This window comes from Thalassospira profundimaris, assembly GCF_003326795.1.
In the GTDB taxonomy this organism is placed as follows: domain Bacteria; phylum Pseudomonadota; class Alphaproteobacteria; order Rhodospirillales; family Thalassospiraceae; genus Thalassospira; species Thalassospira profundimaris_C.
Genome location: NZ_JPWI01000001.1, coordinates 209,364 through 235,984, shown reverse-complemented (window position 1 = coordinate 235,984; position 26,621 = coordinate 209,364). Strand labels below are relative to the sequence as shown.

At 53.9% G+C, this 26,621-nt stretch carries 25 protein-coding genes; 14 read left to right on the top strand and 11 right to left on the bottom strand.

What is annotated here, in order from left to right:
- Positions 1 to 84 precede the first annotated feature (84 nt).
- Both TH30_RS01110 and TH30_RS01105 read left to right on the top strand, forming a co-directional pair.
- Positions 85 to 759, top strand: coding sequence for a glutathione S-transferase family protein (locus TH30_RS01110; protein WP_114096259.1), 675 nt, complete (start codon positions 85 to 87; stop codon positions 757 to 759).
- The gene (locus TH30_RS01105; protein WP_114096258.1) at positions 756 to 1,568 is read left to right on the top strand and encodes a class I SAM-dependent methyltransferase; all 813 of its coding nucleotides are present in this window, start codon (positions 756 to 758) and stop codon (positions 1,566 to 1,568) included. The genes TH30_RS01110 and TH30_RS01105 overlap by 4 nt, the downstream gene beginning before the upstream one ends.
- A gap of 38 nt (positions 1,569 to 1,606) precedes the next feature.
- On the opposite strand, the gene TH30_RS01100 is transcribed toward TH30_RS01105, so the two are convergent.
- Entirely contained in the window at positions 1,607 to 2,638 is a 1,032-nt protein-coding gene (locus TH30_RS01100; protein ID WP_114096257.1) for a substrate-binding domain-containing protein, read from the bottom strand.
- A gap of 81 nt (positions 2,639 to 2,719) precedes the next feature.
- Positions 2,720 to 3,532: a tetratricopeptide repeat protein gene (locus TH30_RS01095; RefSeq protein ID WP_114096834.1), complete on the bottom strand. Its 813-nt coding sequence runs from the start codon at positions 3,530 to 3,532 to the stop codon at positions 2,720 to 2,722.
- A gap of 245 nt (positions 3,533 to 3,777) precedes the next feature.
- Between TH30_RS01095 and TH30_RS01090 the strand changes: the two genes are divergently transcribed.
- Both TH30_RS01090 and TH30_RS01085 read left to right on the top strand, forming a co-directional pair.
- A complete protein-coding gene (locus tag TH30_RS01090) occupies positions 3,778 to 4,680 on the top strand; it encodes an SDR family oxidoreductase (protein ID WP_114096256.1) in 903 nt (300 codons plus the stop codon).
- A 210-nt stretch (positions 4,681 to 4,890) separates the two neighbouring features.
- Positions 4,891 to 5,898 carry a complex I NDUFA9 subunit family protein gene (locus TH30_RS01085; protein WP_114096255.1) on the top strand — a complete coding sequence of 336 codons (1,008 nt, stop codon included), beginning with the start codon at positions 4,891 to 4,893 and terminating at the stop codon, positions 5,896 to 5,898.
- Between the two features lie 87 nt (positions 5,899 to 5,985).
- On the opposite strand, the gene TH30_RS01080 is transcribed toward TH30_RS01085, so the two are convergent.
- Both TH30_RS01080 and TH30_RS01075 read right to left on the bottom strand, forming a co-directional pair.
- Positions 5,986 to 6,666, bottom strand: a complete 681-nt coding sequence (locus TH30_RS01080; RefSeq protein WP_114096254.1) for a GntR family transcriptional regulator — start codon at positions 6,664 to 6,666, stop codon at positions 5,986 to 5,988.
- The gene (locus TH30_RS01075) at positions 6,666 to 7,562 is read right to left on the bottom strand and encodes a dihydrodipicolinate synthase family protein (RefSeq protein ID WP_181850128.1); all 897 of its coding nucleotides are present in this window, start codon (positions 7,560 to 7,562) and stop codon (positions 6,666 to 6,668) included. Before TH30_RS01075 ends, TH30_RS01080 begins: the two co-directional genes overlap by 1 nt.
- Positions 7,563 to 7,759: 197 nt before the next feature.
- Here TH30_RS01075 and TH30_RS01070 point away from each other — a divergent pair, with 197 nt between their 5' ends.
- From TH30_RS01070 to TH30_RS01060, 3 genes are read left to right on the top strand one after another with little or no spacing between them, the layout of a single operon-like run.
- Positions 7,760 to 8,770 carry a sialic acid TRAP transporter substrate-binding protein SiaP gene (locus TH30_RS01070; RefSeq protein ID WP_220150260.1) on the top strand — a complete coding sequence of 337 codons (1,011 nt, stop codon included), beginning with the start codon at positions 7,760 to 7,762 and terminating at the stop codon, positions 8,768 to 8,770.
- Positions 8,771 to 8,777: 7 nt separating this feature from the next.
- Positions 8,778 to 9,335 carry a TRAP transporter small permease gene (locus TH30_RS01065; RefSeq protein WP_114096251.1) on the top strand — a complete coding sequence of 186 codons (558 nt, stop codon included), beginning with the start codon at positions 8,778 to 8,780 and terminating at the stop codon, positions 9,333 to 9,335.
- Positions 9,332 to 10,627, top strand: a complete 1,296-nt coding sequence (locus TH30_RS01060) for a TRAP transporter large permease (RefSeq protein WP_114096250.1) — start codon at positions 9,332 to 9,334, stop codon at positions 10,625 to 10,627. The genes TH30_RS01065 and TH30_RS01060 overlap by 4 nt, the downstream gene beginning before the upstream one ends.
- Before the next feature lie 89 nt (positions 10,628 to 10,716).
- On the opposite strand, the gene TH30_RS01055 is transcribed toward TH30_RS01060, so the two are convergent.
- The 3 genes from TH30_RS01055 to TH30_RS01045 all read right to left on the bottom strand — a co-directional run bounded on the left by TH30_RS01055 (position 10,717) and on the right by TH30_RS01045 (position 14,967).
- Positions 10,717 to 12,762 carry a methyl-accepting chemotaxis protein gene (locus TH30_RS01055; protein ID WP_181850127.1) on the bottom strand — a complete coding sequence of 682 codons (2,046 nt, stop codon included), beginning with the start codon at positions 12,760 to 12,762 and terminating at the stop codon, positions 10,717 to 10,719.
- Between the two features lie 254 nt (positions 12,763 to 13,016).
- Positions 13,017 to 13,802 carry a cobalt-precorrin-6A reductase gene (locus tag TH30_RS01050; protein ID WP_114096248.1) on the bottom strand — a complete coding sequence of 262 codons (786 nt, stop codon included), beginning with the start codon at positions 13,800 to 13,802 and terminating at the stop codon, positions 13,017 to 13,019.
- Positions 13,803 to 13,845: 43 nt separating this feature from the next.
- A complete protein-coding gene (locus TH30_RS01045; RefSeq protein ID WP_114096247.1) occupies positions 13,846 to 14,967 on the bottom strand; it encodes a cobalt-precorrin-5B (C(1))-methyltransferase in 1,122 nt (373 codons plus the stop codon).
- 227 nt (positions 14,968 to 15,194) lie between these two features.
- On the opposite strand from TH30_RS01045, the gene cobA reads away from it, so the two are divergent.
- The 7 genes from cobA (at position 15,195) to TH30_RS01010 (ending at position 22,912) form a co-directional block, all read left to right on the top strand.
- Positions 15,195 to 16,058, top strand: coding sequence for a uroporphyrinogen-III C-methyltransferase (gene cobA / locus TH30_RS01040; RefSeq protein ID WP_114096246.1), 864 nt, complete (start codon positions 15,195 to 15,197; stop codon positions 16,056 to 16,058).
- A 103-nt stretch (positions 16,059 to 16,161) separates the two neighbouring features.
- Complete coding sequence (locus TH30_RS01035; protein ID WP_114096245.1) at positions 16,162 to 16,938, top strand: sulfite exporter TauE/SafE family protein; 777 nt, start codon at positions 16,162 to 16,164, stop codon at positions 16,936 to 16,938.
- Positions 16,939 to 17,113: 175 nt separating this feature from the next.
- Complete coding sequence (locus TH30_RS01030; RefSeq protein WP_114096833.1) at positions 17,114 to 17,728, top strand: SCO family protein; 615 nt, start codon at positions 17,114 to 17,116, stop codon at positions 17,726 to 17,728.
- A gap of 109 nt (positions 17,729 to 17,837) precedes the next feature.
- On the top strand, positions 17,838 to 19,190 hold the full coding sequence (locus TH30_RS01025; protein ID WP_114096244.1) for a cobyrinic acid a,c-diamide synthase CobB: 1,353 nt from the start codon (positions 17,838 to 17,840) through the stop codon (positions 19,188 to 19,190).
- An 89-nt stretch (positions 19,191 to 19,279) separates the two neighbouring features.
- On the top strand, positions 19,280 to 19,744 hold the full coding sequence (locus tag TH30_RS01020) for a YcgN family cysteine cluster protein (RefSeq protein WP_114096243.1): 465 nt from the start codon (positions 19,280 to 19,282) through the stop codon (positions 19,742 to 19,744).
- Positions 19,745 to 20,473: 729 nt separating this feature from the next.
- The gene (locus TH30_RS01015) at positions 20,474 to 21,964 is read left to right on the top strand and encodes a methyl-accepting chemotaxis protein (RefSeq protein WP_114096832.1); all 1,491 of its coding nucleotides are present in this window, start codon (positions 20,474 to 20,476) and stop codon (positions 21,962 to 21,964) included.
- 195 nt (positions 21,965 to 22,159) lie between these two features.
- Positions 22,160 to 22,912, top strand: a complete 753-nt coding sequence (locus TH30_RS01010; RefSeq protein ID WP_114096242.1) for an MBL fold metallo-hydrolase — start codon at positions 22,160 to 22,162, stop codon at positions 22,910 to 22,912.
- Here TH30_RS01010 and TH30_RS01005 read toward each other — a convergent pair.
- From TH30_RS01005 to TH30_RS00990, 4 genes are all read right to left on the bottom strand, one after another.
- Positions 22,909 to 23,757: an alpha/beta fold hydrolase gene (locus TH30_RS01005; RefSeq protein ID WP_114096241.1), complete on the bottom strand. Its 849-nt coding sequence runs from the start codon at positions 23,755 to 23,757 to the stop codon at positions 22,909 to 22,911. The two genes, TH30_RS01010 and TH30_RS01005, sit on opposite strands and share 4 nt — an antisense overlap.
- A gap of 76 nt (positions 23,758 to 23,833) precedes the next feature.
- Complete coding sequence (locus TH30_RS01000; protein ID WP_114096240.1) at positions 23,834 to 24,100, bottom strand: DUF1150 family protein; 267 nt, start codon at positions 24,098 to 24,100, stop codon at positions 23,834 to 23,836.
- A 16-nt stretch (positions 24,101 to 24,116) separates the two neighbouring features.
- Positions 24,117 to 24,614, bottom strand: a complete 498-nt coding sequence (locus TH30_RS00995) for an Hsp20 family protein (protein WP_114096239.1) — start codon at positions 24,612 to 24,614, stop codon at positions 24,117 to 24,119.
- Between the two features lie 238 nt (positions 24,615 to 24,852).
- A complete protein-coding gene (locus TH30_RS00990; protein ID WP_114096238.1) occupies positions 24,853 to 26,523 on the bottom strand; it encodes an adenylate/guanylate cyclase domain-containing protein in 1,671 nt (556 codons plus the stop codon).
- Positions 26,524 to 26,621: the final 98 nt, after the last annotated feature.

Below are 26,621 nucleotides of genomic sequence, written 5' to 3'. Positions count from 1 at the left end.
TGTGAATTGCCGTTTTGCCAATATCTGAACACCGCTGGCGGGTCTTTGCAAAACGTTCATCCTTGGTCGGGTATCTTCACGTTTATGCGTCAGTTATATCATTTTTGGCTTTCACCATATTCGCGCAAAGTGCGCCTGGTTCTGGCCGAGAAAAAACTAGATTTCGAATTGAAAGCCGAACCGGTTTGGGAACGGCGCGACGAGTTTCTGTTGCTCAATCCGGCCGGTGAAGTCCCGGTGCTTGAGGATGAGGACGGAACGGTTCTGTGTGACTCGACCGTGATTTGCGAATATCTCGACGAGATTTCTGACGAAGAACCCAAGCTGCTGGGTTCAAACCCCAAGGAACGCGCCGAAATCCGCCGTCTTGTTGCCTGGTTTGACGGTAAGTTTAACCGCGAGGTCACCGATCATCTGCTTGGTGAAAAGCTTCTGAAACGGTTCTTTTCCACCGGCACCCCAGATACCAAGGTGCTGCGTGCCGGTCGGACCAATGCCGCCTATCATCTTGATTATATCGGCTGGTTGTTTGAACGCCGGAACTGGCTTGCCGGGGATCATCTGACCATGGCTGATCTTGCTGCTGCCGCACAGATTTCCGTGATCGACTATATGGGCGATATCAACTGGTCCAAACATCCGCGCGCCAAGGATTGGTATATGCGGATCAAAAGCCGTCCGTCCATGCGTGATATTCTGGCTGATCGTCAGGCCAGCTTCCCGCCATCCAGTCACTATGCGGAACTGGATTTTGAATGACGAATTCATCCAATCTTGATGAATTCTATCCGGTCGGTGGGCTAAATACGGCAAGTTACGATCTTCGCGCTGATCTTGATCGCAAAATTTTCGAAGATCCCATTCCATTCTATACACGCCTTGCCAAAAGCCTTGCGGGATCGCTTGGCGTGCTTGAGCTCGGTTGCGGCACCGGACGGATCAGTGCCGCGATTGCCGATCTTGATATTGCGGTCGAAGGACTGGACCTGTCCCCGGCCATGCTGGATCAGGCACGTGCCAAATATCCCGATCTTGTCTGGCATCCCGGCAATATGTGCGACTTTGATCTGGGCCGGGTATTTGATCTGGTCATCATCCCGTTTCGCGGGCTTCAGGAAATCACCGATGTCCATGATCAGCGCCGTGCCCTTGCACGGGCCTTTGCCCATCTCAAACCCGGCGGGGTCATCGCACTTGATCTGATGGATCCTGATTTGCGTTATTGCCTGCCCGAAGGCGATCCCGATTTTGTCGAATTGCCGATCTTTCCGATGCCCGACGGGGTCGGAAAGCCAGACAGCCAATTGCGGATCACGGCGATGGAGCGCACCAACGATCCCCTGACCCAGCGATTTAGCGAACATTGGCGGTTCGAGGAAGTCGGTCCGGATGGCGTGGTTCTTCGGCGCGAAGACGCCTGGCATCATTTGCGCTGGGTGACGCGCAGCGAAATGCGATTGATGCTGGAACTTTCCGGGTTTGTTTCGATATCGGAATTTTCTGATTTCAAGGGCAGTCCACCCAAATATGCCACCAATCAGGTCTGGATGGCAAAACGGCCGGACTGATGTCCGGCCGCTTGAATTCTGATCCGGCTTCCGACTGATCAGTTGCCAGCAAACTTTTTCGATGCTGCCATTGTTTCAAGGCGTTCTTCATCGGTCAGCGGCACCAGACCGTTATCGACAAGAAGACCTTCTGCGCCAATCACGGTTTCCGAAACATAGGTGGTGATAAAGGCATTGAGCGACCTGACAAGCTGTTCATGGTCGTCCTTGACGTAAAGATACAGCGCACGCGACCCAGGATAACTGCCATCAAGGATGGTTTCGTAATCAGGTCCGATGCCGTTGATCGTGATGCCCTGAAGCTTGTCACGGTTTCGTTCAAGATTGTTAAAGCCCATCACCCCAAAGGATGTCGGGTCTTTTTCAAGCTTGCTGATGACAAGGCGATCATTTTCACCTGCCTCGATATAGGCCCCGTCTTCGCGGATGGTTCGGCACAGCAACCGGAAGCTGTCAGGATCGGATGATTCAAGACTTGCGATATCGGCAAAGGTTGAACAGCCCTTATCGAGCAAAAGCTGCCCCATAAGGTCGCGGGTGCCCGAGGTCGGCGGCGGGCCGTAAACGCGGATTTTCAAATCCGGCAATGACGGATCGACATCAGACCATTTGACATTGGGGTTGGGCACACTGGCGCCATTGACCGGGATGGTACGGGCAAGGGCCAGATAAAGCTGGCGGGCAGTAAGTTCCATGGTCGGCGCTTCGCGCGATCCCAAAAGAACGATGCCGTCATAGCCGATTTTGATTTCGCTGATATTGCGGACCGAATTGGCCGCACAAATTGCGGTTTCCGAACCGGAAATCGGACGTGATGCATCAACGATATCGGGATATTGTTCCCCGATCCCGCCACAAAACAGCTTGAAGCCACCGCCAGAACCGGTGCTTTCAACAACAGGAGCCGGTTGACCGGTGGTTTTGGCAAAATATTCCGCGACCTTGGTGGTTAGCGGAAAGATTGTCGACGAGCCGACGATACGAACCTGATCACGTGCCTGTGCCACAGAGACAGCAGAAACAAGTGCGACAGACGCGGCAAGGGCAGTCAAGGCAAGCGTACGACGCATTACGTCCCCCAAAATGGTGTTCGGTCAAAATCCGGTATGATTCTCTACCGGACATATACAAGGAAACTGACCACAGCAAACCTAGTTTGATCCGGTGTGAACATCCATCTTCTCTATATTCGCTTTTGCCGCATCAGCGACAGGGGTTCCGTTTGAATTTTCTATGACATTTAGCCAGTCACGACGTGCCAGATCGTTTTTCCCGGCAATCCGGTAAAGCTTTCCGCGTTCAAAAAGTGCCTGAACATTCCCCGGTTCAAGATTGAGCGCATTGTCAATGTCGGTCATGGCAAGGTCATAGCTTTCAAGCATCCGCCAGGCCGATGCCCGGTAAATCAGGACATCTGCCTGATCGGGTTGCAGATCAAGCGCCTTGTTCAGATCATCAATCGCATCCCAATATTGCCCGGCAAGCCCAAGCGCCATGGCACGATCAACCCAAAGCTGCGGGTTGTTGGGCACCAGTTCAAGCGCACGACTTTGATCGCGCCATGCAAATTCAAGATTGTTTGCCATCATCCATGCCTGTCCGGCCTGTGCCAGCATCCCGGCGACAACCCCCGGCTCGGCGGTGCTGTCCTTGGCCAGCGCATCCAGTCTGGTTGCGGCTTCTTCATACTTGCCAAGCGATATCAGTGCGACCGCAACGCAATGACGTGCGGGTTCACCGCCACCCATGTCGCGCCAGGCGATTGCACTTTCAAAACCGTCTTCGGGTTTAAGCTGGGCCAGCTTGATGCAGTCCTGATATTGCTGCTTTTCCTCAAGCGTCAGGGTGCCGTTGCTGTCCGTCTGGGCATGAAGATCCGGTGCTGTCCAGATGCCAGCAAACCCCGCCAGCAGAAGAACGCCTGTCGCGCGTGCAAATGTGGATCGGCCGCAAAGATGTGACATGGTTTCAAAAGCTCCGTTTCTGGCAAAACCGGGTCGCCGACAGCATAGGGGATGATGCCCCCGCACCGCCATGCCTGAATGCCCCGATGCCCCAAAAAACAGGATGAAAACGGCAAGATAATGATTGTCTGATCCATTCGACTGTGCAGTACCGAATTCCGGTGCAGACCAAAAGGTTTTGTATCGCGCCGTCCGCGCCGTTACTGTGCGCATTATGAGATCATGCGTAAGATACAGGTGCCTATATGACCAATAAGCTGTTTTGTTTCGGGTTGGGTTTTTCCGCACGTCTGGTTGCCAATCAATTGCAGGGCGAAGGCTGGAAAATTGCCGGAACCACCCGAAATGCAGACAAGGCGAAACAGCTTGAGGCAGACGGGATCGAGCCATTTATTTTTGGCGATGATCAACCGGTTGCCGATATCAAAACCGCCCTTCGCGGGGTGACCCATGTCCTGGTTTCTGCCCCGCCCGGCGGGCAAGGGGATCCGGTGATCCATCATCATGGCAATGATCTTGCGGCATTGCCCGAAGGCACATGGATTGGCTATCTGTCGACGACAGGTGTCTATGGGGATCGTGACGGTGCAGAAGTCAGCGAAGAAGACGAACTTTTGCCCAGCGGCAAGCGCGGTCGACGTCGGGTGACTGCGGAAAAGGCATGGTTTGATCTGGGCCGTCGTCATGGATTATGCGTGCAAAGTTTCCGTCTGGCGGGGATTTACGGGCCGGGCCGCAATGCCCTTGAAACTGTTCGTGCCGGTCGTGCGCGCCGGATCATCAAACCCGGTCAGGTTTTTTCGCGTATCCATGTCGAAGACATCGCCCAGACCGTTTTGGCATCAATCAAGCGCCCTGATTGCGGGGCTGCCTATAATGTCTGCGATGATGATGCGGCCCCGCCCCAGGACGTGATTGTTTATGCCTGCGGGATGCTTGGCATTGATCCGCCTGCAGAAGAAGATTTTGCCACCGCCAGGCTCAGCCCGATGGCAGCAAGTTTTTATGAAGACAACAAGCGGGTTTCGAACGCACGTATCAAGGAAGAACTTGGTGTCAAGCTTCGCTATCCCGATTATCGGGCCGGTCTGATGCCACTTTATGATGAAATATTGGCCCGATTGGAATCCCGCGAGGAAATTGATTAATCTCGGCGCATTGTTGACCCGCATGACGCGTCGTATATAACCCAAGAGCCTGCGGACACTCATATCGTTCTCTGTTCGTGCACAATATGAATGTCCACAGGATAACATCGACCGGGTGGTCAGGCCTGACTGGCCCGGAAGGCATCTAACGCTGGCATGTCTCGCGGAAGGTCTTCTGCGCATATTGTCATCGGCAAGGAGAAAGCAAGCATGGATCGTCGTATCGTAACCGTTTTCGGTGGCACCGGATTTGTCGGACGTCACATCGTCAAGCGTCTGCTTGAACGTGACTTTATCGTTCGTGTCCCGACCCGCAGCTTCGAGCGCGTCAAAAAGCTCAAACCGATGGGCTATCTCGGTCAGGTCGTTCCGGTCCATTGCGATGTGCGCAATGAAGACAGCATCAAGGGCGCAATCGAAGGGTCCGAGGCCGTCATCAACCTGCTTGGCATTCTGTACGAACGTGGCAGCAACAATTTCCTCAACATCCATGTAAAAGCCGCGAAACGCATCGCCGAAGAAGCCAGGGCATGTGGCGTAAAGACCATGGTGCATATGTCCGCACTTGGTGTGGATAAAAACAGTGCCGCCAATTATGCGACATCGAAACTTGCCGGTGAAAATGCCGTGCGCGAGGTCTTCCCGAATGCGGTGATCTTCCGTCCGTCGGTCATCTTTGGCCCGAATGACAATTTCCTCAACAAATTCGCAACGCTGGCGCGTTTTTCGCCCATTTTGCCGGTGATTGGCGCGCCGGGCCTGCCGAAAGTCGATCTTGGCGAAGGCAAGGTTGATATTCTTGGTGACGGTGGCCCGAAATTCCAGCCGGTCTATGTCGGCGATGTTGCCGATGCGTTTGTCGCAGCTGTTTGTGACCCGTCGCTTGCGGGCAAGACATTTGAACTGGGCGGGCCGGAAACCTATTCCTTCATGGGTCTTCTGCGCGACATGCTGCGTATCACCCGTCAACGCGCCATTCTGATGCCGGTTCCGTTCTGGCTGGCCTCGATCAAGGCGTTCTTCCTGCAATTCCTGCCGGTGCCGCCGATGACACCCGATCAGGTCCGGTTGCTCAAGGTCGATAATGTCGTGTCCGAAGGTGCGGCGGGTTTTGCCGAACTGGGAATTACCCCCAATAGCCTTGAAGCCGTGGCACCGTCCTATCTGAAACGGTTCTGCCCGCCACGCAAATCCGGCGAGTTCCGCCGTTTTGTCTGAGGCAGCCCAGATCTTGAATACGGAAAACCCCGCCAGTTTTCGGCGGGGTTTTGCATTTCAGGGCAGCGCTTGATTTACGCGCGGTCCTTATCGGTCGCCCAGACCCAGTGCGCGTCCCCGTGCATTTTCAAGATGCTGGCGCAGGCAAATTGCGGCCTGTTCAGGATCGCGCTTTTCAAAGGCTGCGATAATGGCAAGGTGATCGTTCATCACATTCTGCAACAGGCTTTCTGTCAGTCGGAAACGTTCCTGTCGGATCAGGCGAATTTTGACGGAATTGACCTTGTAGATCTTTGAAATGATTTCATTATCAAGTGAATCAATGATCGTATCGTGAAGCGACCAATCCACCGCCTGGGCATGCTCAAGCAGTTCCGGGGTGATGCCGTTTTCACGGGCTGACTCCAGAACATCTTCATGGGCCTTACGCAGTTTGGCCAGCATCTTGTCGCTGGCCTGCACTGTGAATAACCGGGCTGCTTCGAGTTCAAGAAAAATACGCAGCTGAAACGCATTGCGCACCAGATCAAGGTCGATATGGGCGACTTGCATACCGCGCTGGGGAACAGTGGTGATCAGACCATCAGCCTCAAGGCGGGGGATCAGTTCACGGATGGCACCAAGCGGCATATCGGTAATTTCGACCAGTTCACGTTGCGAAATAAACTGACCGGGCCGGATGTCACGGGCCAAAAGATGTTCGGTGAAGCTGTTATAGGCTTCGCTTCGCCGACTCTGTCTTGCTGGTTGCCGCTTGTTTTCGCTCATCAATCATTCCTGGTTGCGAACAGGGTATCGTAAGTATTTGTGATCCACTCATACTGTTCCTGTGTCAGTTCGACAAGCGGTGCGCGCACGCGTGACCACTGGGCAGAGTCGGTGATGTGGCCAACAAGCGCCTTTACTGCTGGTGTCACCGGCAATTCGACAAGGGCATTTACAAGTGGTGCCAGACGCTGATCGGGGGTTTCGCCATCCAGAAGCGGGATCAGAAGGTCCGGTGCAAAGTTGGCGACACCACTGATTGCACCCGATCCGCCAAGCGCAATGGCTGCGCCCAGAATGCGTTCATCGCCGATCAGGATGTGACGGTCTGCAAACCGGTCGAGCAGGGTTTTGGCATTTTCCCAGTCACCTGATGAATCCTTGACCCCGGCAATCATGGCAGGGTGGCTTTCAATCAGTGCCGCGATCATATCGGGGCAGATCGGGGCGGCTGTAACCTGCGGGATATGGTACAGAATGACCTGAAGACGGGTGTCGCTGATGGCATCAAGAAACTGTCTGAACCAGGTGATCTGACCGGCATCACTGGACCCTTTGAAATAATAGGGTGGTGTGACCAGAACATATTTGCTGCCAAAAGAATCGGCCGTTTTTGCGGCGGCAATTGCATCGCCAAGTGCGGATTCGATGATGCCAACAACGATCTGGGCCGGTTCAATACCCGATGCCAGAAGGGCTTTGTGCGCAGCAACTTTTTCATCACGCGAAAGGTGCGGACCCTCACCGGTTGTCCCGCCAAGTGTGAAGGATGAACATCCCTTGGCAATCAATGATTTGGCATGTTTGCACAGCAGATCGGTGTCGATCGCACCGGTGCTGGTAAAGGGCGTTGTGATCGCAGCCGAGATGCCGAATTTGTCTGTTCTGGTGACGGGCATGACACATTCCTGTTTCGAGCCATTTGACATGGCGCAGTGTTTATCGGTATTGAAACAGTTGTCTATCACTAACATGTTAGTTATACAATAGGTGTCGTGTCAGTGCAGATGTTGTTGATTCTCATCTGTGGAAAGACCTAAAAACAATAACGACACATCAGAAAAACAGACACTTAATGTCCTTTAGGGAGGATCCAATGACCAAAACACCCATGGCACGCAGTCTGGTAAGAATTGCATCGGCCGCAATTTGCACATTTGCGATTGGCGCAACATCTGCCTTTGCGGCGGACGCGGTCAAGCTGCGCATTTCAACGCCTGCTGTTGAGTCCGACTGGCATGCCAAGATGCTGACTGTCTTCAAGGACGAGCTTGCAAAGACCGCGCCGGGCGAATTCGATGTTGAAATCCATCTCAATGCCAGCCTGTTCAAACAGGGTACAGAGCCCGCAGCAATGCAGCGTGGTAATCTCGATATGGCGATGATTTCAGCACAGGATATCGCCAAGCAGATTCCGGCATGGTCGGTTTTCACCGCCGGTTATCTGATCCGTGATCCGGAACATCAGAAAAAGGTTTTCAACAGCGACATCGGGAAGAAGTTCTATCAGATGGTCGCAGATGACATGAATATCGAGATTCTTGATGTCGGTTATCTTGGCACGCGTGAGCTTAATCTTGCCAATGACAAGAAAATTACCACCCCGGATGACCTCAAAGGCGTGAAACTGCGCATGCCGGGCTCCGATGCATGGTTGTTCCTTGGCAATGCGCTTGGCGCAGATGCAACTCCGCTTGCATTTGGCGAAGTTTACACGGGCCTTCAGACCGGAACGATTGATGGTCAGGACAACCCGCTGCCGACAGTCAAGGCCGTCAAATTCTATGAAGTGACCAAACAGATCGTTCTGACAGATCATCTGGTCGATGCGGTTTTCCTGTCGATGGCTAAAAACACCTATGATGACTTGTCTGCAGATCAGCAGAAAAAGGTGAAGGACGCCGCAGCAGTTGCAACCGCCTATAACAACAAGATGCGTATTGAAGACGAAAAGTCGCTGATTGATTTCTTCAAGAAAGAAGGTCTGTCGATTTACGCGCCTGACGTTGCCGCATTCCGCACCAAAGTCCAGAATGCCTATCTGGAAAGCGAGTTTGCCAAGGATTGGCCGGAAGGCATCGTTGAACAAATCAATGCGGTGAAGTGATTAGATCGTGCGTGATCTGAGCAGACCCTTCAAAAAAGGTGCCGAAATCATCGCGGTGGCATTGTTTATCGCGATGTTCGGGACCTTTCTTCTACAGATTTTTGCGCGTTATGTTCTCAATAGCCCGCTGGGCTGGACGGTCGAGCTGTGCATCATCCTGTATATCTGGCTGGTGTTCTGGACGTCTGCTTTCTTGCTGCGTGAACATGACCATGTATCGTTCAATATGCTGTTTCTTGCCGCTCCGACACGGGGGCGGCGGGTTATGGCAATTCTTGGTCTTGGATGTATTGCGGCGGCCTTTATTGCCGGATTCCCGGTGATTGTGGATTACGTCATGTTCATGCGGATCGAAAAGGCGCCTGTTACGCGCATCACCCTTGACTATGTCTATGCAATTTTCCCGGTCTTTATCGTCGCGCTGATTATCCGGAGCCTGATTTCCTTGTGGCGTCTGATGCGCGCCAAAAGCTATGGCCAGGAAATTGCGGCAATCGCTGGCGATCCGACACAGCCGGACCAATCGCTTTGTGATCCGTTTGTGACAAAGGAGCCAAAGGCATGAGTATGGCTTTTTTGATCAGCCTTGGCGGCTTCCTGTTGCTTGGTGCGATTGGGATGCCTATTGCAATCGCGGCCTTTGCGGCGTCAATCGGCTATATGTTTATTTCCGGACAGGATGTCGGTCTGGTCGCTGAACAGGCCTTGAACGGTCTGTTTAACAGTTATGTTTTGCTGGCCGTGCCCCTGTTTATCCTGGCGGCCAACTTCATGAATGCCGGAACGATCAGTGACCGGTTGCTGACATTTTGTATTGCGATTGTCGGGCGTTTTCGTGGCGGGCTTGCCCATGTCAATGTGCTTGCCAGTGTCATTTTCTCGGGCATGTCGGGGTCGGCAATTGCCGATGCGGCGGGAATCGGGCGCGTTATCATTGATCTGATGACCCGAAATAACCGTTATCCGGGCGGCTATGCCGCAGCCCTGACGGCGGCATCGAGCGTTATTGGTCCGATCATCCCGCCTTCGATCCCGATGATCCTTTATGCACTGATTTCGGGATCATCGATCGGTTATCTGTTCCTGGCCGGGATTGTGCCGGGACTGTTTCTGGCCTTGGTCCTGATGATCCTGAATGTCGCGATTGCCCGCAAACGGGATTTCAAACGTGATGATGTCGTACCATTGCGCGAAATTCCGCGCGTGACGATGCGCGCTTTCCCGGCGCTGATGTTGCCGGTGATCCTGCTTTACGGGATTTATGGCGGTATCACCACCCCGACCGAGGCTGCGGCAATTGCAGCAGTTTATGCGCTTATACTTGCCGCACTGTTTTACCGGTCGGTCAGTTGGAAGGATTTCTATCTTCTGGTGCTCGACGGGGCCAAATCGACCTCGGTCGTGGGGCTGATCATCGCGTCGGCTTTGGTGCTGAACTATCTGGTGGCAAGTGAAAACCTGCCTGCCCTTGTCGCGGACGAGCTGGCCGCGACCAACATGTCGCCCCTGGTCTTTATGCTGGTGATCAATGTGATCATTCTGGTACTGGGATGTCTGTTTGATGCGACGACACTGCTCTTGATCGTGGTGCCGCTTTTCCTGCCAACCGCAGAGCTTCTTGGCATTGATCTGGTTTATTTCGGTGTCGTGATCACGATTAACATCATGATCGGTCTCATCACGCCGCCTTATGGCATTTTGCTGTTTGTTCTGAACGGTGTTACGGGCATTCCGTTACGCGACATCATTCGTGAAATATGGGTATTTGTCGCAGCCTTGATCGGGGCATTGATCGTGCTGGTGCTGATCCCTGACATGGTTCTGTGGTTGCCCCGCCTGTTTGGTTATACAGGCTAGAAGGCAGGCCCTGCAAAATCAGCGGCCCCAAATAAAAACCCCTCCGCCGGGCCAGCCGACGGAGGGGTTTTCTTTGTTGAAAAACAGATTTAGCCTGCCCGGACGCGAGCGACAAAGCCGTTTGCTTCTTCCTGAAGACGCTGGGCCTTGGTCAGAAGCTCCTCAGCCGTGCCACGGGCATCGCCCGAAAGTGTCTGAACGGCCTCGGCAGAACGGGAAACTTCGGTCATGTTTGCCGAAACATCGCGAACGCCACGGGCTGCTTCCTCGGAACCACTGGCGATCTCGGCGGTGGCGGAACCCTGTTGACGCATGGCAGCCGCGATAGAGCTTGAAATCGTGTCGACTTCGCCGATCGTGGTTGCGATGGCCGAGATCATCTCGACGGCGGATGCGCTGACGGTGCGCATTTCGTCGATCTGGCGGCTGATATCCTCGGTCGCACGCTGGGTCTGGGTTGCAAGGTTTTTGACCTCGTTGGCAACCACGGCAAAGCCCTTGCCGGCATCACCGGCACGTGCAGCCTCAATTGTGGCATTCAGCGCAAGAAGGTTGGTCTGATCGGCAATTGTGTTGATCAGATCAATGACTTCACCGATTTTCTCGGCCGTATCGGAAAGCTGGCGAACGGTAACATCCGAACGGCGGGCTTCCTCGACAGCAGAACGTGAGACTTCCTCGGCTTTGCCAACCTGGCGTTCGATTTCGGCGATTGATGCCGAAAGTTCCTCGGTCGCAGACGAGACCGAGCTGACATTTTCCGACGCATTGTGCGAGGCATTGCTGACATCGGTTGCCCGGACAACGTTTTCACCGGCATTCGATGCCATATGATCGACCGCATTGCGCATTTCGGTGATCTGGGTCAGAAGGTCGGAGACAAGTCCGTTGACCGAACTTTCAAAACCGTCAGCCATTTCAAGAAGGGCAGCACGACGTTGCTGTTCGGCACGTTCCTCGTTGGCCTTGTTCTGGGCCCGGAGTTCTTCGGCCTCCAGCGCGTTTTCGCGGAAGGTTTCGACCGCACGGGCCATGGCCGCAATTTCATCTGATCCCTTGTCGGCAACCGGTGTGCGCAGATCGCCATTGGTCAGACGATCCATGGCACTGTTCAGGCCAATCAGCCGGGCCAGAAGGTTGCGCTGGACATAAAGCCAGATGATCAGGATTGAAATGATGATGGCCGCCGCTGCAACAATCAGCATTACGGTTTCGGCAACCGTGATGGTCTTGCTGACATCGGCATTGGCAGCATCAATCTTGCTGCGCATTTCGTCCAGCAACTGATCGGCTGTTTCCCCAATACCATTGGCAATGGTTGTGGTTTGCTCAAGCAGATCGGCAAGGACAACCTGTTGTTCAAGACCGCGCTGACGCAGGGTAAACAGGTTCTTCTCACTGTTGGGATCAAGTCCGGCCGACAGGGTTTTGAAGTTTTCTTCCGAACGGGCCTTAAGGTCATCAACCGGAATTTCGGCAATGCTGGCACCCATCTGCGTGATGATCGGATTGGACCAGAATTTGACACGATCAAGGCCGTCAATATCAGTGGCTGAACTTGCAATTCGGGCCAGATCGGGGATCTTGAGGGCCAATGCGCGAAGCTCGGCCATGTTCTGTGCGGTCAGGGCGTCTTCATCAATCAGCTGATCGAGAAGATCAAAAATCTCGCCTTCCCTGTCTGCCTTGCCAACCAGACTGTAAAGTTCACCGGCATTGTTGGTCAGCGTCATGTTGGCGTTGGTCGAGAGTTCACGCGAACTGACTTCAATCGCACCAGCAGCACGGATGATTTCATCAAGCATGGCCGCAAGTTCGTCCCGATTGGTAAAGACCCCACCCATGGTCTCTTCCAGACGGCGGATATTGACGATCATTTGCCCGGTCTGATCCGAGAATTGCTGCAATATCTCGTTATTCACCCCCAATGCCGCCAAACCGGAAATATGATCATTCATCTGGTTTTCGACAGCATCAAGCGTTGCGGTCGCAGCAACAACTTCGTCATGGCTGGTCGCACTGGCAACCGCGCGTGCAATACGAATGATCGCATCGCTGCTGACATAAAGCTCCTGCCCGTTGACAAGGGCAGGAATCGCTTCTGCAGTGACGACCCGTTGCTGGGACTCAGTCATACGAAAAGAAAAAACCGCCAGTGCGGCGGCACAAACAGCAAGTAGAGCAATGGGGACAATCGCCGCCATTAGCCTACCGCGCAAACCAACTTTGCCGGTCATGATATTCCCACTCATGGATTGTTTTGATTTATATGAGCCAAGCGCCATCTATGGCCGGTAACTTGTCTCTGACGGTTATTTCCGTCCTTGGGAATATTATTGAAGCAAAGTCGGAAGCGGTCTAGTGGTGTTTGTGTTGCAATGTTGCGAAATTAGTTTTCATCAAGAAACTTTTGAACGCTTTTAAGTATAACTTCCCGGGTGTGTGCTTGCGTTACTGGTGCGGCACCCGGCCGTTCAATCATGATCACCGGCAGGCCAAGATTGCGAGCGGCCTCGATTTTGGCAAATGTCGCCGTGCCGCCACTATTCTTGCAGACGATCACATCAATCCCGTGGCGTTCAAGAAGTTCGGTCTCGCTTTCGACGCTGAACGGGCCACGGGCAAAAAGCCATTCCCCGTATGCCAGATCAAACGGATCGCGCGGGGCATCAACCGTTCGTACCAAAAGCCAGGTCTTTTCAAGGCCTTCAAAGGCATGCAGGTTCTTTGCACCACTGGCGATCAGGGCGCGTGTGCCATGGTCGGGCAGAATACGGGCGGCTTCTTCGATGGAACGGACCGGTATCCAGTTGTCTTTGGGCGTCTTTTCCCAGCCGGGGCGGTAAAACTGGATGCAGGGCATCGCAACTGCGTGGCAGGCTTGCGCGATATTGCTTGAAATCCGGGTGGCATAAGGATGGGTCGCATCAATCACCAGATCAATCTGCTCGCCTTTGACATAGGAAATGATGCCTTCCGGTCCGCCAAACCCGCCAATCCGCACCGGAACCCCGTCCGGGAGGCTGGGTGCACTGGTGAGACCGGCAAGGGATAGTTGCAGCCGGATGTCGCGGCCGAATTCATGCATTAGGTCCTCGGCAATGCGATTAGCGTCCCCGGTACCGCCAAAAATCAGAATATGCTTCGGGCGTTTGGCAGGGCGGGAAAGCGACATGGGCAATGACCTTGTTATGATATGTTCAGTGTACGGATGCAGATCAGGCAGATGTGACCGGTTTGAAACGGTCAAAATCACCAACACCATGACGCGCAATGATCCGGCCTTCGCGGTCGGTTACCAGGATCTCGACGGCACTTGCGCCATCAAGGGTGGCACGTGCCGATTCAGAGGCCTGACGCGCAATGGTGTCTGCAATATCAACGTTTGCGGCCTGACAAAGTTCCAGAACCTGTTTTGCCGTATTGGCGCAGCGGGTCTGATCCTGAAGATCGGAACTGCCGCCTGACAGTTTGACGGTCTCTGCAAGCCGGTCAAAATCGACCTGTGACCGGCTGCTATGAAGGTCAAGATGCCCTTGGGCAAGCTTGACGAGTTTGGCAAAGCCACCGGCAATGCTGACAAATTCCACCGGGTTCTTGCGCAGATATTTCAGCATCCCGCCGACGAAGTCGCCCATATCAAGAATGGCTTCTTCGGGAAGGCCATAAAATGCGCGAATGGCGGCCTCGGATGTTTTACCGGTTGCGCCCGCGACATGGATGCGCCCGGTGGCGCGCGCTACATCAATGCCGCGATGGATGGAATGAATCCATGCTGAACAACTGAACGGGATGACAATCCCGGTCGTGCCCAGAACCGATAAACCGCCGACAATACCCAGCCGTCCATTCCATGTTTTGGTGGCAATTTCCTGTCCGCCGGGAATGGAAATCTCGATCTCGACATCAGGTGCGGCGCCGAATTTTTCGCAAAGCTCGGTGATTTGACCAACCATCATTTCGCGTGGCTTGGGATTAATCGCGGCCTCGCCGGGGGGCAAGGGCAAACCCGGTTTGGTGATGGTTCCGACCCCGTCCCCGGCATGAAAACTGATACCGGCCCCGGGTTTTCCGATGCGCAGGGTGGCAACGATTTCAGCCCCATGGGTGACATCGGGGTCATCACCCGCATCCTTGATCACGCTTGCACGTGCCCAGCCATCACCCTTTTCGGCTTTGACCAGCGCAAAAGACGGGGTTTCACCGCGCGGCAAGGTAATGGTGACCGGATCGGGAAACGTACCGGATAGCAGGGCCTGCCAGGCAGCGCGGGTGGCGGCGGTGGCACAGGCCCCCGTTGTCCATCCCTTGCGCAGCGGTCCTTCCGGTTTTCTGACCATTCCTCGATTTTTTCCTGTCACTCTGGCATTGGTTCCCGGTATTGATGGCGCGAAGTTCCTGCCATCGCGGGAATTTTAATTAAACATATTAAATTGTGTTATTCTTTTAATAATACGACAAAATATCGGAAATATGTTGGACGTATCGTTTGATTGTTGTTTAACATATCCTCTTGAAACGGTCCTGCACAGATGGACCGAAATTCACGGAACAGAAGTAGCGCGTAATGACGACTCTTGGTCTTGATTTTCCGGTGTTTGAACCGGGTTGGGTATGGCTGGTTGGTGCGGGTCCCGGGGATCCGGGCTTGCTGACACTTCATGCGGTCAATGCCATGCAACAGGCTGATGTCGTTGTTTATGATGCGCTGGTTGATGAACGGATACTCAATCTACTGCGTGCGGATGCCAAACGTTTATATGCGGGCAAACGTGGCGGACGTCCGTCGTCAAAACAGACCGATATTTCATTGCAACTGGTCGATCTTGCCAAGCAGGGCTTGCGTGTCCTGCGCCTTAAGGGGGGCGATCCGTTTGTCTTTGGGCGCGGCGGTGAAGAGGGCCTGACCCTTGTTGAGCACAATGTACCCTTCCGCGTGGTGCCGGGCATTACCGCCGGGATTGCCGGGGCGGCCTATGCCGGTATTCCGACAACCCATCGCGATTGCAATTCATCGGTGACCTTTGTCACCGGCCATGGATCAAGTGGCGAGGTTCCCGACAACATCAACTGGGCAGCCCTTGCCAAGGGGGCACCGGTTCTGGTGATGTATATGGCGATGAAGCATTTGCGCCGGATTTCCTCGGAACTGATGGCCAATGGCCGTGCCGGGGATGAGCCGCTTGCGGTTATCAATCAGGCGACCACAGCCGATCAGGGTATATTGATCACCACGCTTGAAAAGGCGGCCGATGATGTTGAACGTGCCGGTGTTGAACCGCCCGCGATCTGCATTCTGGGCAAGGTTGTCGGTTTGCGGGATCGCCTGAACTGGCTGTCGCCGCAAGACGATGTCAAATCGGTTCGCAATGTGCCGTTCGAACAGGTACTTGAACTGATTTCGACCCCGTCTGATCCGCTAAAAGACTAGGTCACTCCCCTTATTAAATCCATTCCAGTGGATTGATATATATCGTTGTCCGTCAGGCGCGTGCTTGTCACAATCGCCGCAATCGAATTGACCCGGATGGATCATGGACGAACAACAGGTATTGATCCGCATCCTTGAAAGCGGCTGGGCACAATGTGCCGAAATCCTGCGCGATGATGGCGGGGTGATTTTGTCTGCGCTGATTGCCGGGCTTGTCGGCAGTGTCACCCACTGTGTCGGCATGTGCGGGCCTTTTGTGATTTCGCAGGTCACCAGCCGGATGGAACAGGTTCCGCTCGAAAAAATGAGCGAGCTGCGTCGTCTGACCGGGGCGGCTCTTTTGCCCTATCAGTTCGGGCGTTTGACCACCTATTGCCTGCTCGGCGTGCTTGCGGGTTTCTTTGCCGATGGTATCTCGGCATTGACCAGTATCTGGTGGATCGGGCCGGTCCTGCTGGTGCTTGCCGGTGCGTTCTTCCTGATTTTCGGGATCATGGGGTTGCTGCCCCATCTGGGTGGTCTGTTGCCGACTTCTGGTGAAACGCGGTGGTGGAACCGCCTGTTTGGTGACCGCTTGCGACCGCTTTTTGCCGCGCCGTTTGGCATGCGGGGATATGCACTTGGCATCATGCTGGGTTTTATCCCGTGCGGGCTGGTCTATGGTGCGCTGGTTCTGGCTGCGGCGACCGCAAGTGCGCTGAATGGCGGGGTGGTGATGGTGATCTTTGGTCTTGGCACAGTGCCGATGCTGTTTGTCACAGGCTTTATCGGCCAATACGCTGCCCAGCGGTTTCGCAGCCTGATGGTGCCGGTCGGGCGCGGATTGATGATTGTGAACGGGGTGATCCTGTTTGCCCTTGCCGCAAAGGCAATTGCCTGATCAGGACACCGGATATGTTAAGGAAAGTTGTCATATTTACAGGATTTTGTAACGTGGTGTGAGCTTTCCCACAGCTGCTGCCCTTGCAGGATTGCACAGGGCATTTATAGTGCCCCGATAGTTTGGGATGCTTAAAGGCCGGTCAAGTGCGGTCAAAAGAAAAGAGGTAGGACGCGTGAGCAAAAAGACGCTTCTGGCAATTCTGGCGATTGCCCTGGTTCTGGGGATTGGTCTGACCTATCGCCTGATGATGATGGGGACAGAAACCCAGTCATCGGGAATTGCATCCATCGGTGGATCGTTCGAGCTCGTCAATCAGGACGGCAAGACCGTGACCGAGAAGGACTTTGCCGGAAAATATATGCTGATCTATTTCGGCTATACTTTTTGCCCGGATGTCTGCCCGACCGAATTGCAGGTCATGGGCAATGCGCTTGACCAGATGCCGGCTGACCTTGCCAATGAAGTGACACCTGTCTTCTTCACCGTCGACCCCGAACGTGACACGGTCGAGGCCATCAAGGCCTATGTGCCGCATTTCCATGACAGAATGGTCGGCCTGACCGGAACCGTCGCCCAGACGTCGGCGGCGGCAAAAACCTTCCGGGTATATTACGCCAAGGCCATTCCCGAAGGTGAACCGGAAAATACCGACGCCTATCTGATGGATCATTCGTCCTTTGTGTATCTGATGGATCGCAATGGTCAGTTCATTCGCCATTTCAACTATGGCACTGCCCCCGAAGAAATGGCCAAGGGCATCACCGAGGCGGTAAAAAAGAACGGCTGATCAATCGACCGGCAATGTTATGATCGGAATGCTATGATTGGCAGGCGGGGTGGATTATTGTCCCCGATTTCGCCGCCTGCCTGTCCATCCGTGCCGGAGACCCCGCCATATGCCCCGTGAAAAAGCAGACCCCGTTTCGGGCATTCTGATTGCAGCACCATCGTCCAATAGTGGCAAGACCGTTGTCACGTTGGCTTTGTTGCGTGCCCTGACCCGTCAGGGGCACAAGATTGCAGCGGCGAAAACCGGCCCTGATTATATCGACCCGGCATTTCAGGCCGCAGCCTGTCGCGGAACCTGTATCAATCTTGATCCCTGGGCAATGGGCCGTAAGCAGGTCGCATCGCTGGTCACAGGCCACGCCACCGGCAAATCGTTTGTGATGTGCGAAGGCGTGATGGGGCTGTTTGACGGGGCGGCAAATGGCGAAGGATCAACCGCCGATCTTGCCGCACAAACCGGCTGGCCGGTGGTTCTGGTGGTCGATGTCAAAGGACAGTCTGCCTCTGCTGCGGCACTGATTTCGGGATTTGCCAATTTCCGCAAGGATATCAATGTTGCTGCCGTGATCCTCAATCGGGTCGGAAGCTCCCGCCATGCTAAGATGATCATTGATGCCTGTGCCAGGCATCTGCCGGACTTGCCAATCATCGGGGCGGTTCGCCGGTCTGATGAGCTTACCCTTCCCGAACGTCATCTTGGACTGGTGCAGGCCGGTGAACATCCCAAGCTCGATGCATTCCTTGAGCGTGCCGCAGATATCATTGCCGAGGATGTTGATCTTGATGCGCTGACCGGGCTGGCAGAGCTGACAAAGCCATCTGATCCGCAAGACGGTGATGCGGGCAATCTTGATGATGCCCCCCTTATCGCCCCGCTTGGGCAACGGATTGCTGTGGCGCGTGATCAGGCCTTTGCGTTTTGTTATCCTCATATTCTTGATGGCTGGCGTCGTGCCGGGGCATCTGTCACGTTCTTTTCACCGCTCGCGAACGAGGCCCCCGACCCCGAATGCGATGCGATTTATCTGCCCGGCGGGTATCCCGAACTTCATGCCAGCACACTTGCCGCAGCTGATATCTTCAAGGCCGGAATGCATGAGGTGGCTGCGCGGGACGTTCTGATTTATGGGGAATGCGGGGGCTATATGACCCTCGGGACGGATTTGACCGATGCTGACGGGACGACACATCAGATGCTTGGTCTTTTGCCGCTTTCGACAAGCTTTGCCACCCGACGGCTTCATCTTGGTTATCGCGAAGCCAAAATCGGTATTCCGACACCGTTCGGACCGGCGGGCATGACTGTGCGCGGGCATGAGTTCCACTATGCGACGACACTTTCCGAAGACGGGATACCGTTCTGTCGCATGCGCACTGCGCTGGGTGGCGATCTTGGTCCGGCGGGTCTGGTTCAGGGGCGGGTATTCGGGTCGTTCTTCCATGTGATCGCGCAGAGTTGAACATTTGCGCCGATGTCGTGAGTTCGTGTGATGCATCGGGCTGTATTACCCTGTATCATGCTTAACAGACGGCCCGCATGAGAGAGACAATGACTGATAACAATCCCGTCACCCTTCCGGCAGACCCATTCTGGGAAACCAAAAAACTTGCAGAAATGACACAGGATGAATGGGAATCCCTGTGTGATGGGTGTGGTAAATGTTGTCTGCACAAGTTGCAGGACGAATATGACGACTTTGTCTATTACACCTCTGTGGCCTGTCGTCTGCTTGATTGTGAAACCTGTCAGTGCAAGGACTATCCCAACCGGACAGTTCATGTTCCCGATTGCGTCCAGCTGTCGAAGGAAAATGTCGAAACACTGAACTGGATGCCGTCAACCTGTGCCTATCGGCTGCTGTCGGAGGGTAAAGGTCTTCCTGACTGGCACCCGCTTGTAACGGGAAATCGCGAGTCTACCTTTATTGCCGGTATGTCTGTGCGCGGCATGGTGATTTCCGAAGATGATGCTCATCCCGACCTGACGCGTTATATCGTCAAGTGGCCTGCCTGATCCGATCGAGTAAATCAATGGCTTGTCAGAGCGTGTGACTCGTCTGGTTTGAAGCACTTGGCTGATGCTGCGGCAACACCACAGAGCCGGTTGGCCTTCTGATAGCCGTTTGACCAACTGTGTCTGGCAACGTCTCTGAAATAAACAAGTCCCGTCTGGTACTTTTGCAACCGGGCGATAAGTTCCTGCTGATGTTCTGAAATTCCCCATATGTCCTGCTTCCGGTTCCGGGTTGTGTCACCGTTCCGGACCGGTATCGGGACAGCTATTCAAAATCAGTAGTTGAACTATTCAAAAGTATATGTATTTTACGAAGATCAATTATTCATAAAGTGAATGGTTGATCAAAGTGATCGGCCAAAGGAAATTGCTCGTAAAGAAAGCCTGATAGAGAATTATCGAGGCAAGAGCATCGATCACGATGAGGAATCAAGCGGATATCAAACAGAAAATCTAACATAAACAAATAGTTGTGAATGATTTTTGGAAAATGACAGCAATACGGAATATGCATCAGGATGCATGTCGTAATCCGCTGTAATTGAGATGATATTCGAAATTCCCAGATGAATCTTACCGTCTTCAAAGCAATGAATTCCGTAATTGCACCATGCAAATGGGACAGTTGTCGAAGTTTCAGGAGCTATACGAAGGTGGTGTTTGTGTTGGTTGACCCCGTTTGAAACGGCCAGGGATGGCTCGGGAACAGCGGAACGGAAGGACATTAAAGTGGGTTTTGGTATCTTCAGGAACGATAAACACGCGCAGGCCGAAACACAGGTCGCCGCAGCGTTGAGTCGTTCGATGGCGCGCATCGAATTCGATGTGAAGGGTAATATTCTGTGGGCAAATGAAAATTTCCAGAAAGCCATGGGCTATTCGCTTGAGGAAGTTGTCGGCAAGCATCACTCCATGTTCGTCCCTGAGGAAATCGTGCATTCGGCCGAGTACCAGTCATTCTGGAAAAAGCTTGGCAATGGCGAGTTTGCGTCAGGAGCCTTTCCGCGCAAACGCAAAAACGGCGAACTGGTGTGGCTGGAATCAACCTATAACCCGGTTTTTGATGACAAGGGCAAGTTGATCAAGGTCGTCAAATTTGCAAGCGACATCACCGAGCGTCGTAACGAGCGCGCCCTTCTGCAAAGTGTGTTCGCAGCCATCAGCGCATCGCAGGCGGTGATCGAGTTTGACCTTGAAGGCAAAATTCTGAAGGCAAATGAAAACTTCCTGTCGCTGCTGGGATATCGCCTTGACGAGATCGTCGGCAAGCACCACTCGATGTTTGTCGAACCGCAACATCGCAACTCGTCGGAATACCGGACCTTCTGGCAGAACCTAAATCAGGGGAAATTCCAGGCCGGTCAGTTCAAACGCATTGGCAAGGGCGGCAAGGACATCTGGATCGAGGCAACCTACAACCCGGTTCTGGATGCGGTTGGAAACCCGATCAAGGTGATCAAGTTCGCCATCGATATTACCGAACAGACCAAGCTTTTGCTTAATCTGAAACAGATGATTGATGGCAATTTTGCCGAGATCGAAGGCAATATTTCCAAACTTAACAGCCGTACGGCTCAAAGCGTTGATGTTTCGAACGGGACGATGGAACTCACCAAATCGGTTGCGGTCAGTGCGGAACAGATGGCGGCCTCGATTGCCGAAATTTCGCATAGCATGACCCAGTCCCAGACCGAAACCGAACGTGCCTATGACCAGACCGAAACCGCCAATGCAATGACCGAGCGCATGACCGGGGTTGTTGATCAGATGGGCAGTATCGTCGAGGTTATTCAGAATATCGCAGGGCAGATCAACCTGTTGGCCTTGAACGCAACCATCGAAAGTGCGCGAGCAGGCGAAGCAGGCAAAGGCTTTGCTGTGGTTGCAAACGAGGTCAAAAACCTTGCCAATCAGGCAGCACGCGCGACAGAGGACATTTCAAAAGAGATCACCGGTATTCAGGCGATCTCCAACGAGGTTGCCGAAGCCCTTCAGGTCATCCGCGGGTCGGTCGCAACGGTGCGTAATGATGTGACGAATATTTCGTCGGCTGTGGTGCAACAAACCGCCGTTACAGACAATGTCAGTGCCAATATGCGCAACATGGCAAACACCGTCGAAGAGTTGAGCCGCAATTTGCAAGTGATCCGGACCACAAGTGACGATGTGGCATCCTCGGTTTACAAAACCCGTGAAGCGGCCGAAGTTTTGGCGCGATAAGTATAAAATATCGCTATATTTCAAAATCTTGCAAAAGGCAGAGCCACCCGGTTCTGCCTTTTGCAGTTCTATGACAATTTGCGTATGACCGTTGACCGATTTTCAGAACGTCTTGCTTTGCTGCGTGCAAAATCGCAAGAATAGCCGCCGGATTTTGGCGGGCTGTGTGAGGCAGACAGGCGGGACGGTCAGGTTATGACAAGCGATTACATGCGCATTGATGTTCTGGGTGTGGGCGAGGCGTTCGACCCGAACTTTGCAAATTCGTCTGTTGTGGTCACAGCAGATGACTATCGTTTGCTGATTGATTGCGGGGCAACCATTGCCGGTCAGCTGATGGGGAAGTTTTCCGACCCTGATGCGATTGATGCGATCTATTTTACCCATATGCACCCTGATCATATCTTTGGTCTGATCCCGGTCATGCTGAACTGGCGCGATGATGGCCGGTCAAAGCCGCTTCATATCCTGTGCAGCCCGCAATTGCAGACCCATCTTGAAAAACTGATGGAGCTTGGTTTTACCGGTTTGGGGTCAGCCTGGCCGTTCACCATCATCTGGCATTCGATTCTCGAAACCGACATGATCGGGCCGTTCGAGTGCAAGTTCGCAAGGTCGGATCACAGTGTGCAGAACCACGCCATCTTGCTGCGCTATGCCAATAAGGGATTTGCCTATTCCGGGGACGGAAATGTCACGGCGGATACCGCGGCCCTGTTTACCGGGGCGGATCTTGTGTTCCAGGAAACCTATCTGACCCGTCATGATCCGCAACATGCGGCCCATTGTGATCTGGAAACCGTCCTGCAACTGGCATCCGATATGCCCGGTGCACGGTTCTGGCTTTATCACATCAAGCGTGACGTCCGCGCCGAGATGGCAAGGATCATTCAGGGCAATGATCAGGTCCGCATGGCGGTTCCGGGCGAAGTCATCGAAATCCGCTAGGCCAGCGGCTCGGTTTCAGTCGATTTATGAAGACAATGCAGCACCGCATAGGGAGCTGTCAGATGCGGCAGATGGCCGCGTGCCTCGATAATTTCAAGCACGGCATTGCGCAAATGCGCTTTCAGATAGCTGCCGACCTCAATCGGTACGGCCGGATCATTTTTGGGCTGGATCACCACGGTCGGAACGGAAATCTCGGCAAGCAGATGACGGAAATCCGACTGGAAGATAAAGCGGGCTGTCTGGATCGCGACATCCGCAGGCATATTCAATAGCCCGGCGGTAAATTCCAGAACAAATTCCGGCAGGGGTTCGCCGACAATGATCGGGGCAAACCCGTTTGCCCAGGCCTCATATCCCGAATGCATCGCATCAAACAGACCATTCAGATCATCTTGTGAAAAACCGCCATGATAGCCGTCGTCGTTAAGGTAACGCGGTGATGCGGCAATCATGAAGATGCGCCGAAACAGGTCCGGGCGCATTTGGGCGGCAATCAGCGCGACCATGCCGCTGACCGAATGGGTCAGGATCTGACAGGATGTGATGCCCTGTTCATCAAGCAGTGCAAGAAGATCATCGGCATAGGATGTGATCGATACATGCCGGGTGGCGTCGAAATTACGTCCACCATTCGGGCCTGCCCCGGCAAGGTCATAGACCCCGACATCAAACTGTTTGAGCAATTCGGGCAACAACAGGCGCCAGCTACGATGATCGGTTCCAAATCCGTGTGACAACACAAGGACCGGCGCATCCGAAAGCCCGGCAGTATTGCGAATAAGCCGCCAGTTATGGAGTTCGGAATACGACTTGGCCGATGAAATATCGGATGTGGACGTCATGTTGCGGGAACCAGACCGGTGCAAAAAGAAGGTGCCTGCCAGGGCAGGCGCCTTTGTGATTCATTTGGCAGGAAGATCAGTGAACCGCGCGCGGTTCCATATCGTGCTGTCGGATGGCCGCGTCGGCAACCGCGTGGCTTTCAAACGATGCGATATGGGTGCCGTCGGCGGTAAAGACACCAAAAACCATCTCGTCACTGTCTTCTTCGGCATTGGGAACCTGCCGGATATAGGCAAAGTCATGAATGCCCAACATGGCGAAATCAACATTCGACAACAGGCCGGTATCCTGCGCGTCGCGCTGGGTGATCTCGGTATCGTGGTTTGCTGTGCGGTTTGTCATTTGAACCACTCCTTTATTAGGCCTTGCCGTTATTATCTTCGGCAGTACCGTCTTCGTCTTCAACCTTCATGTCGATGGTCCGTGACGGAACCGCTTTCTTCTTGCTTGATCCGATTGCAATTTCGCGCACCACCGGTTCAGGCAATGGTCTGTTCAGGTCGACATGAAGCAGGCCGTTATCGAGATGGGCACCGACAACCTCGATTCCTTCGGCCAGAACAAAGGACCGCTGGAATTGTCGCGATGCGATACCACGATGGATATAGACACGCTCGCTGTCATCATCGGTATGCTTGCCGCGAATGATCAGCTGGTTATCTTCTGTGGTTACGGACAAATCTTCTTCGGCAAATCCGGCAACCGCGACAGTGATGCGCAGTTTGTTTTCGGCAATTTGCTCGATGTTATAGGGTGGATAGCCTTCGGCCTTGGTTTTTGACACCTGATCAAGAACGCGTTCGATCTGATCAAAACCCAGAAGCAACGGGCTGTTAAACATAGAAATTCGCGACATTGGCAGCACCTCCTCGGTCAGAGCGAGTGTGATTAATCTTCAGACCCCACGCATCGTGCGTTTCGGGCATCCGTTTGTCCGACCCGACGTCTTCGGCACCGAACGTATCCATATATTGGAATAAATGTGATTTTCTGCGTGATAGTCAAGACTTCCCTGCTGCATTGCGTTCGCCGCCAGATCCCGAAAAACTTATGCACAGGAAGCCCACAGGCCGCTTTGGCAGGATTGATACGAGTCACTGCTTGAGCTGTGTAAGATCGGGCATGGCATCAAGCGCATAATAGGCAACCGACTGATCCTTGCCGCGCAGCGCCACTTCATGCAAAACCGCGTTTTCCGGCAAGGGAATCGGACCAAGATCAAACAGGGTTTTTGAAATCACCAACGGCACACCATGTCCCTTGGTTTCCGCTTCAAGACGGGCGGTGGTGTTGATGGTATCGCCAATCGCACTGATATTTTCGCGACCCGGCGGGCCCATTTCCCCGACAATGGCCTTGCCCATATGCATGCCGATCCCGATGCGCAGCTTGTGCGGAAGTTCGGACGCCAGATGTTCGTTCAATCCCTCGATCCGGCGCAACATTTCAGCCGCCCCTTCGAATGCCTGAAGAATGGTGCCTTCGATGTCATCGGTCTGATGGCCATAAAGTGCCATCAAGCCATCGCCGGTGAACTGCGCGTAATAGCCACCCGTGCTGCGCAATGCCTCGGTCATTTCGGCAAAGAACTGGTTGAGGATGAACAGGACATCATAGGGCATCTTGCGTTCGCCAAGCTTGGTCGAATCACGCAGATCAATAAACACGCAGACAACCTGTCTTTCGCTGCCCGACAACCCGCCCGGACGCCGGCCATCGCGTGCGGTGGCGTTGGGGGGCATCAAAGGTGCAACTGCCAGATCATTTTGCGGTCTGATCTGACAGGCCAGTCGCATGCCCCGCGGTGCCTGAATGCTTTTCAGGGCAGCGGCCTCGATCTGGCCCGGTGCGGCAAGCTGTTCAAGACCCGACCCGCAATGAAGCCGACAGGTCGTGCAACGCCCGTGACCGCCACAAACCGATGCCATTGCAATGCCGGCATCGCGCAAGGCTTCAAGGGCCGTGGCACCGGGCGGGACCCGAACTGATCGTCCATTGGGCAGGCTCAGCATCGGTCCGCGCTTGACCCTGTCAATCGTCTGTCTGATCTGACGAATGCCAAACGGGCAAAATGCCAGTGCAAGGGTCAGGATGGAGCACGGGATCAGCGCGTTCTCATAGAAATTGATTGCTGCCTGATTGACGTCGGCCGCTTCAAGCACACCAAACACATATTTACGGCCACCTTCTTCGACCCGGCGAATGATCTCGGCACTTGCAGCGGCATATCCGGCCAGTGCGAGTGTCGGGATCAGGATCGAAACTGTGGCCAGAACATTGCGCCATCTGGGATAGAACGGTTTGACCCGAAGCCAGAAATGAATCCCGATGCAACCATGTGCCCAGACGACAATCACCGTGATGGCCTGAAGGATGCCCTGCATCGGGACAAAAACGGCAAGATCAAGCAGGACACGCTCATAGTTCGATTCAACGTCGAACCCCAGATCAATGATCCTTGTCGCTATCAGGTGGCGGAACATCAAAAACGGAATCGAAAGCCCAAGGATCATCTGGGCCCATTCCGATTTGCGCAGACGCAGGGAACGGCGACCGGTCAGTCGGCTTGCAGCCAGAACAAAATGGGTAATCAGGGCCAGAAACAGCAGGATTTCAAGCGGCGGGAATTGCCAGATTTCGGTACTGAATTCGCTGAACGATTCCATCAGTTCCGGTGAGACAATCCCGGCTATGTGATTAAGCAAATGGGTCAGGACATACGCAAAAAGTGTCAGTCCTGAATACAGTCGCAGATTCTGGATCATCGTGTCTCGCCGGTTTGCTCGAAATCTGTTTACTGCCTTGGTAACAGAATGCATTAGTTGCTTGGTCTGTTTGTAACTCTCGTCCCAGTGTGCTGTGC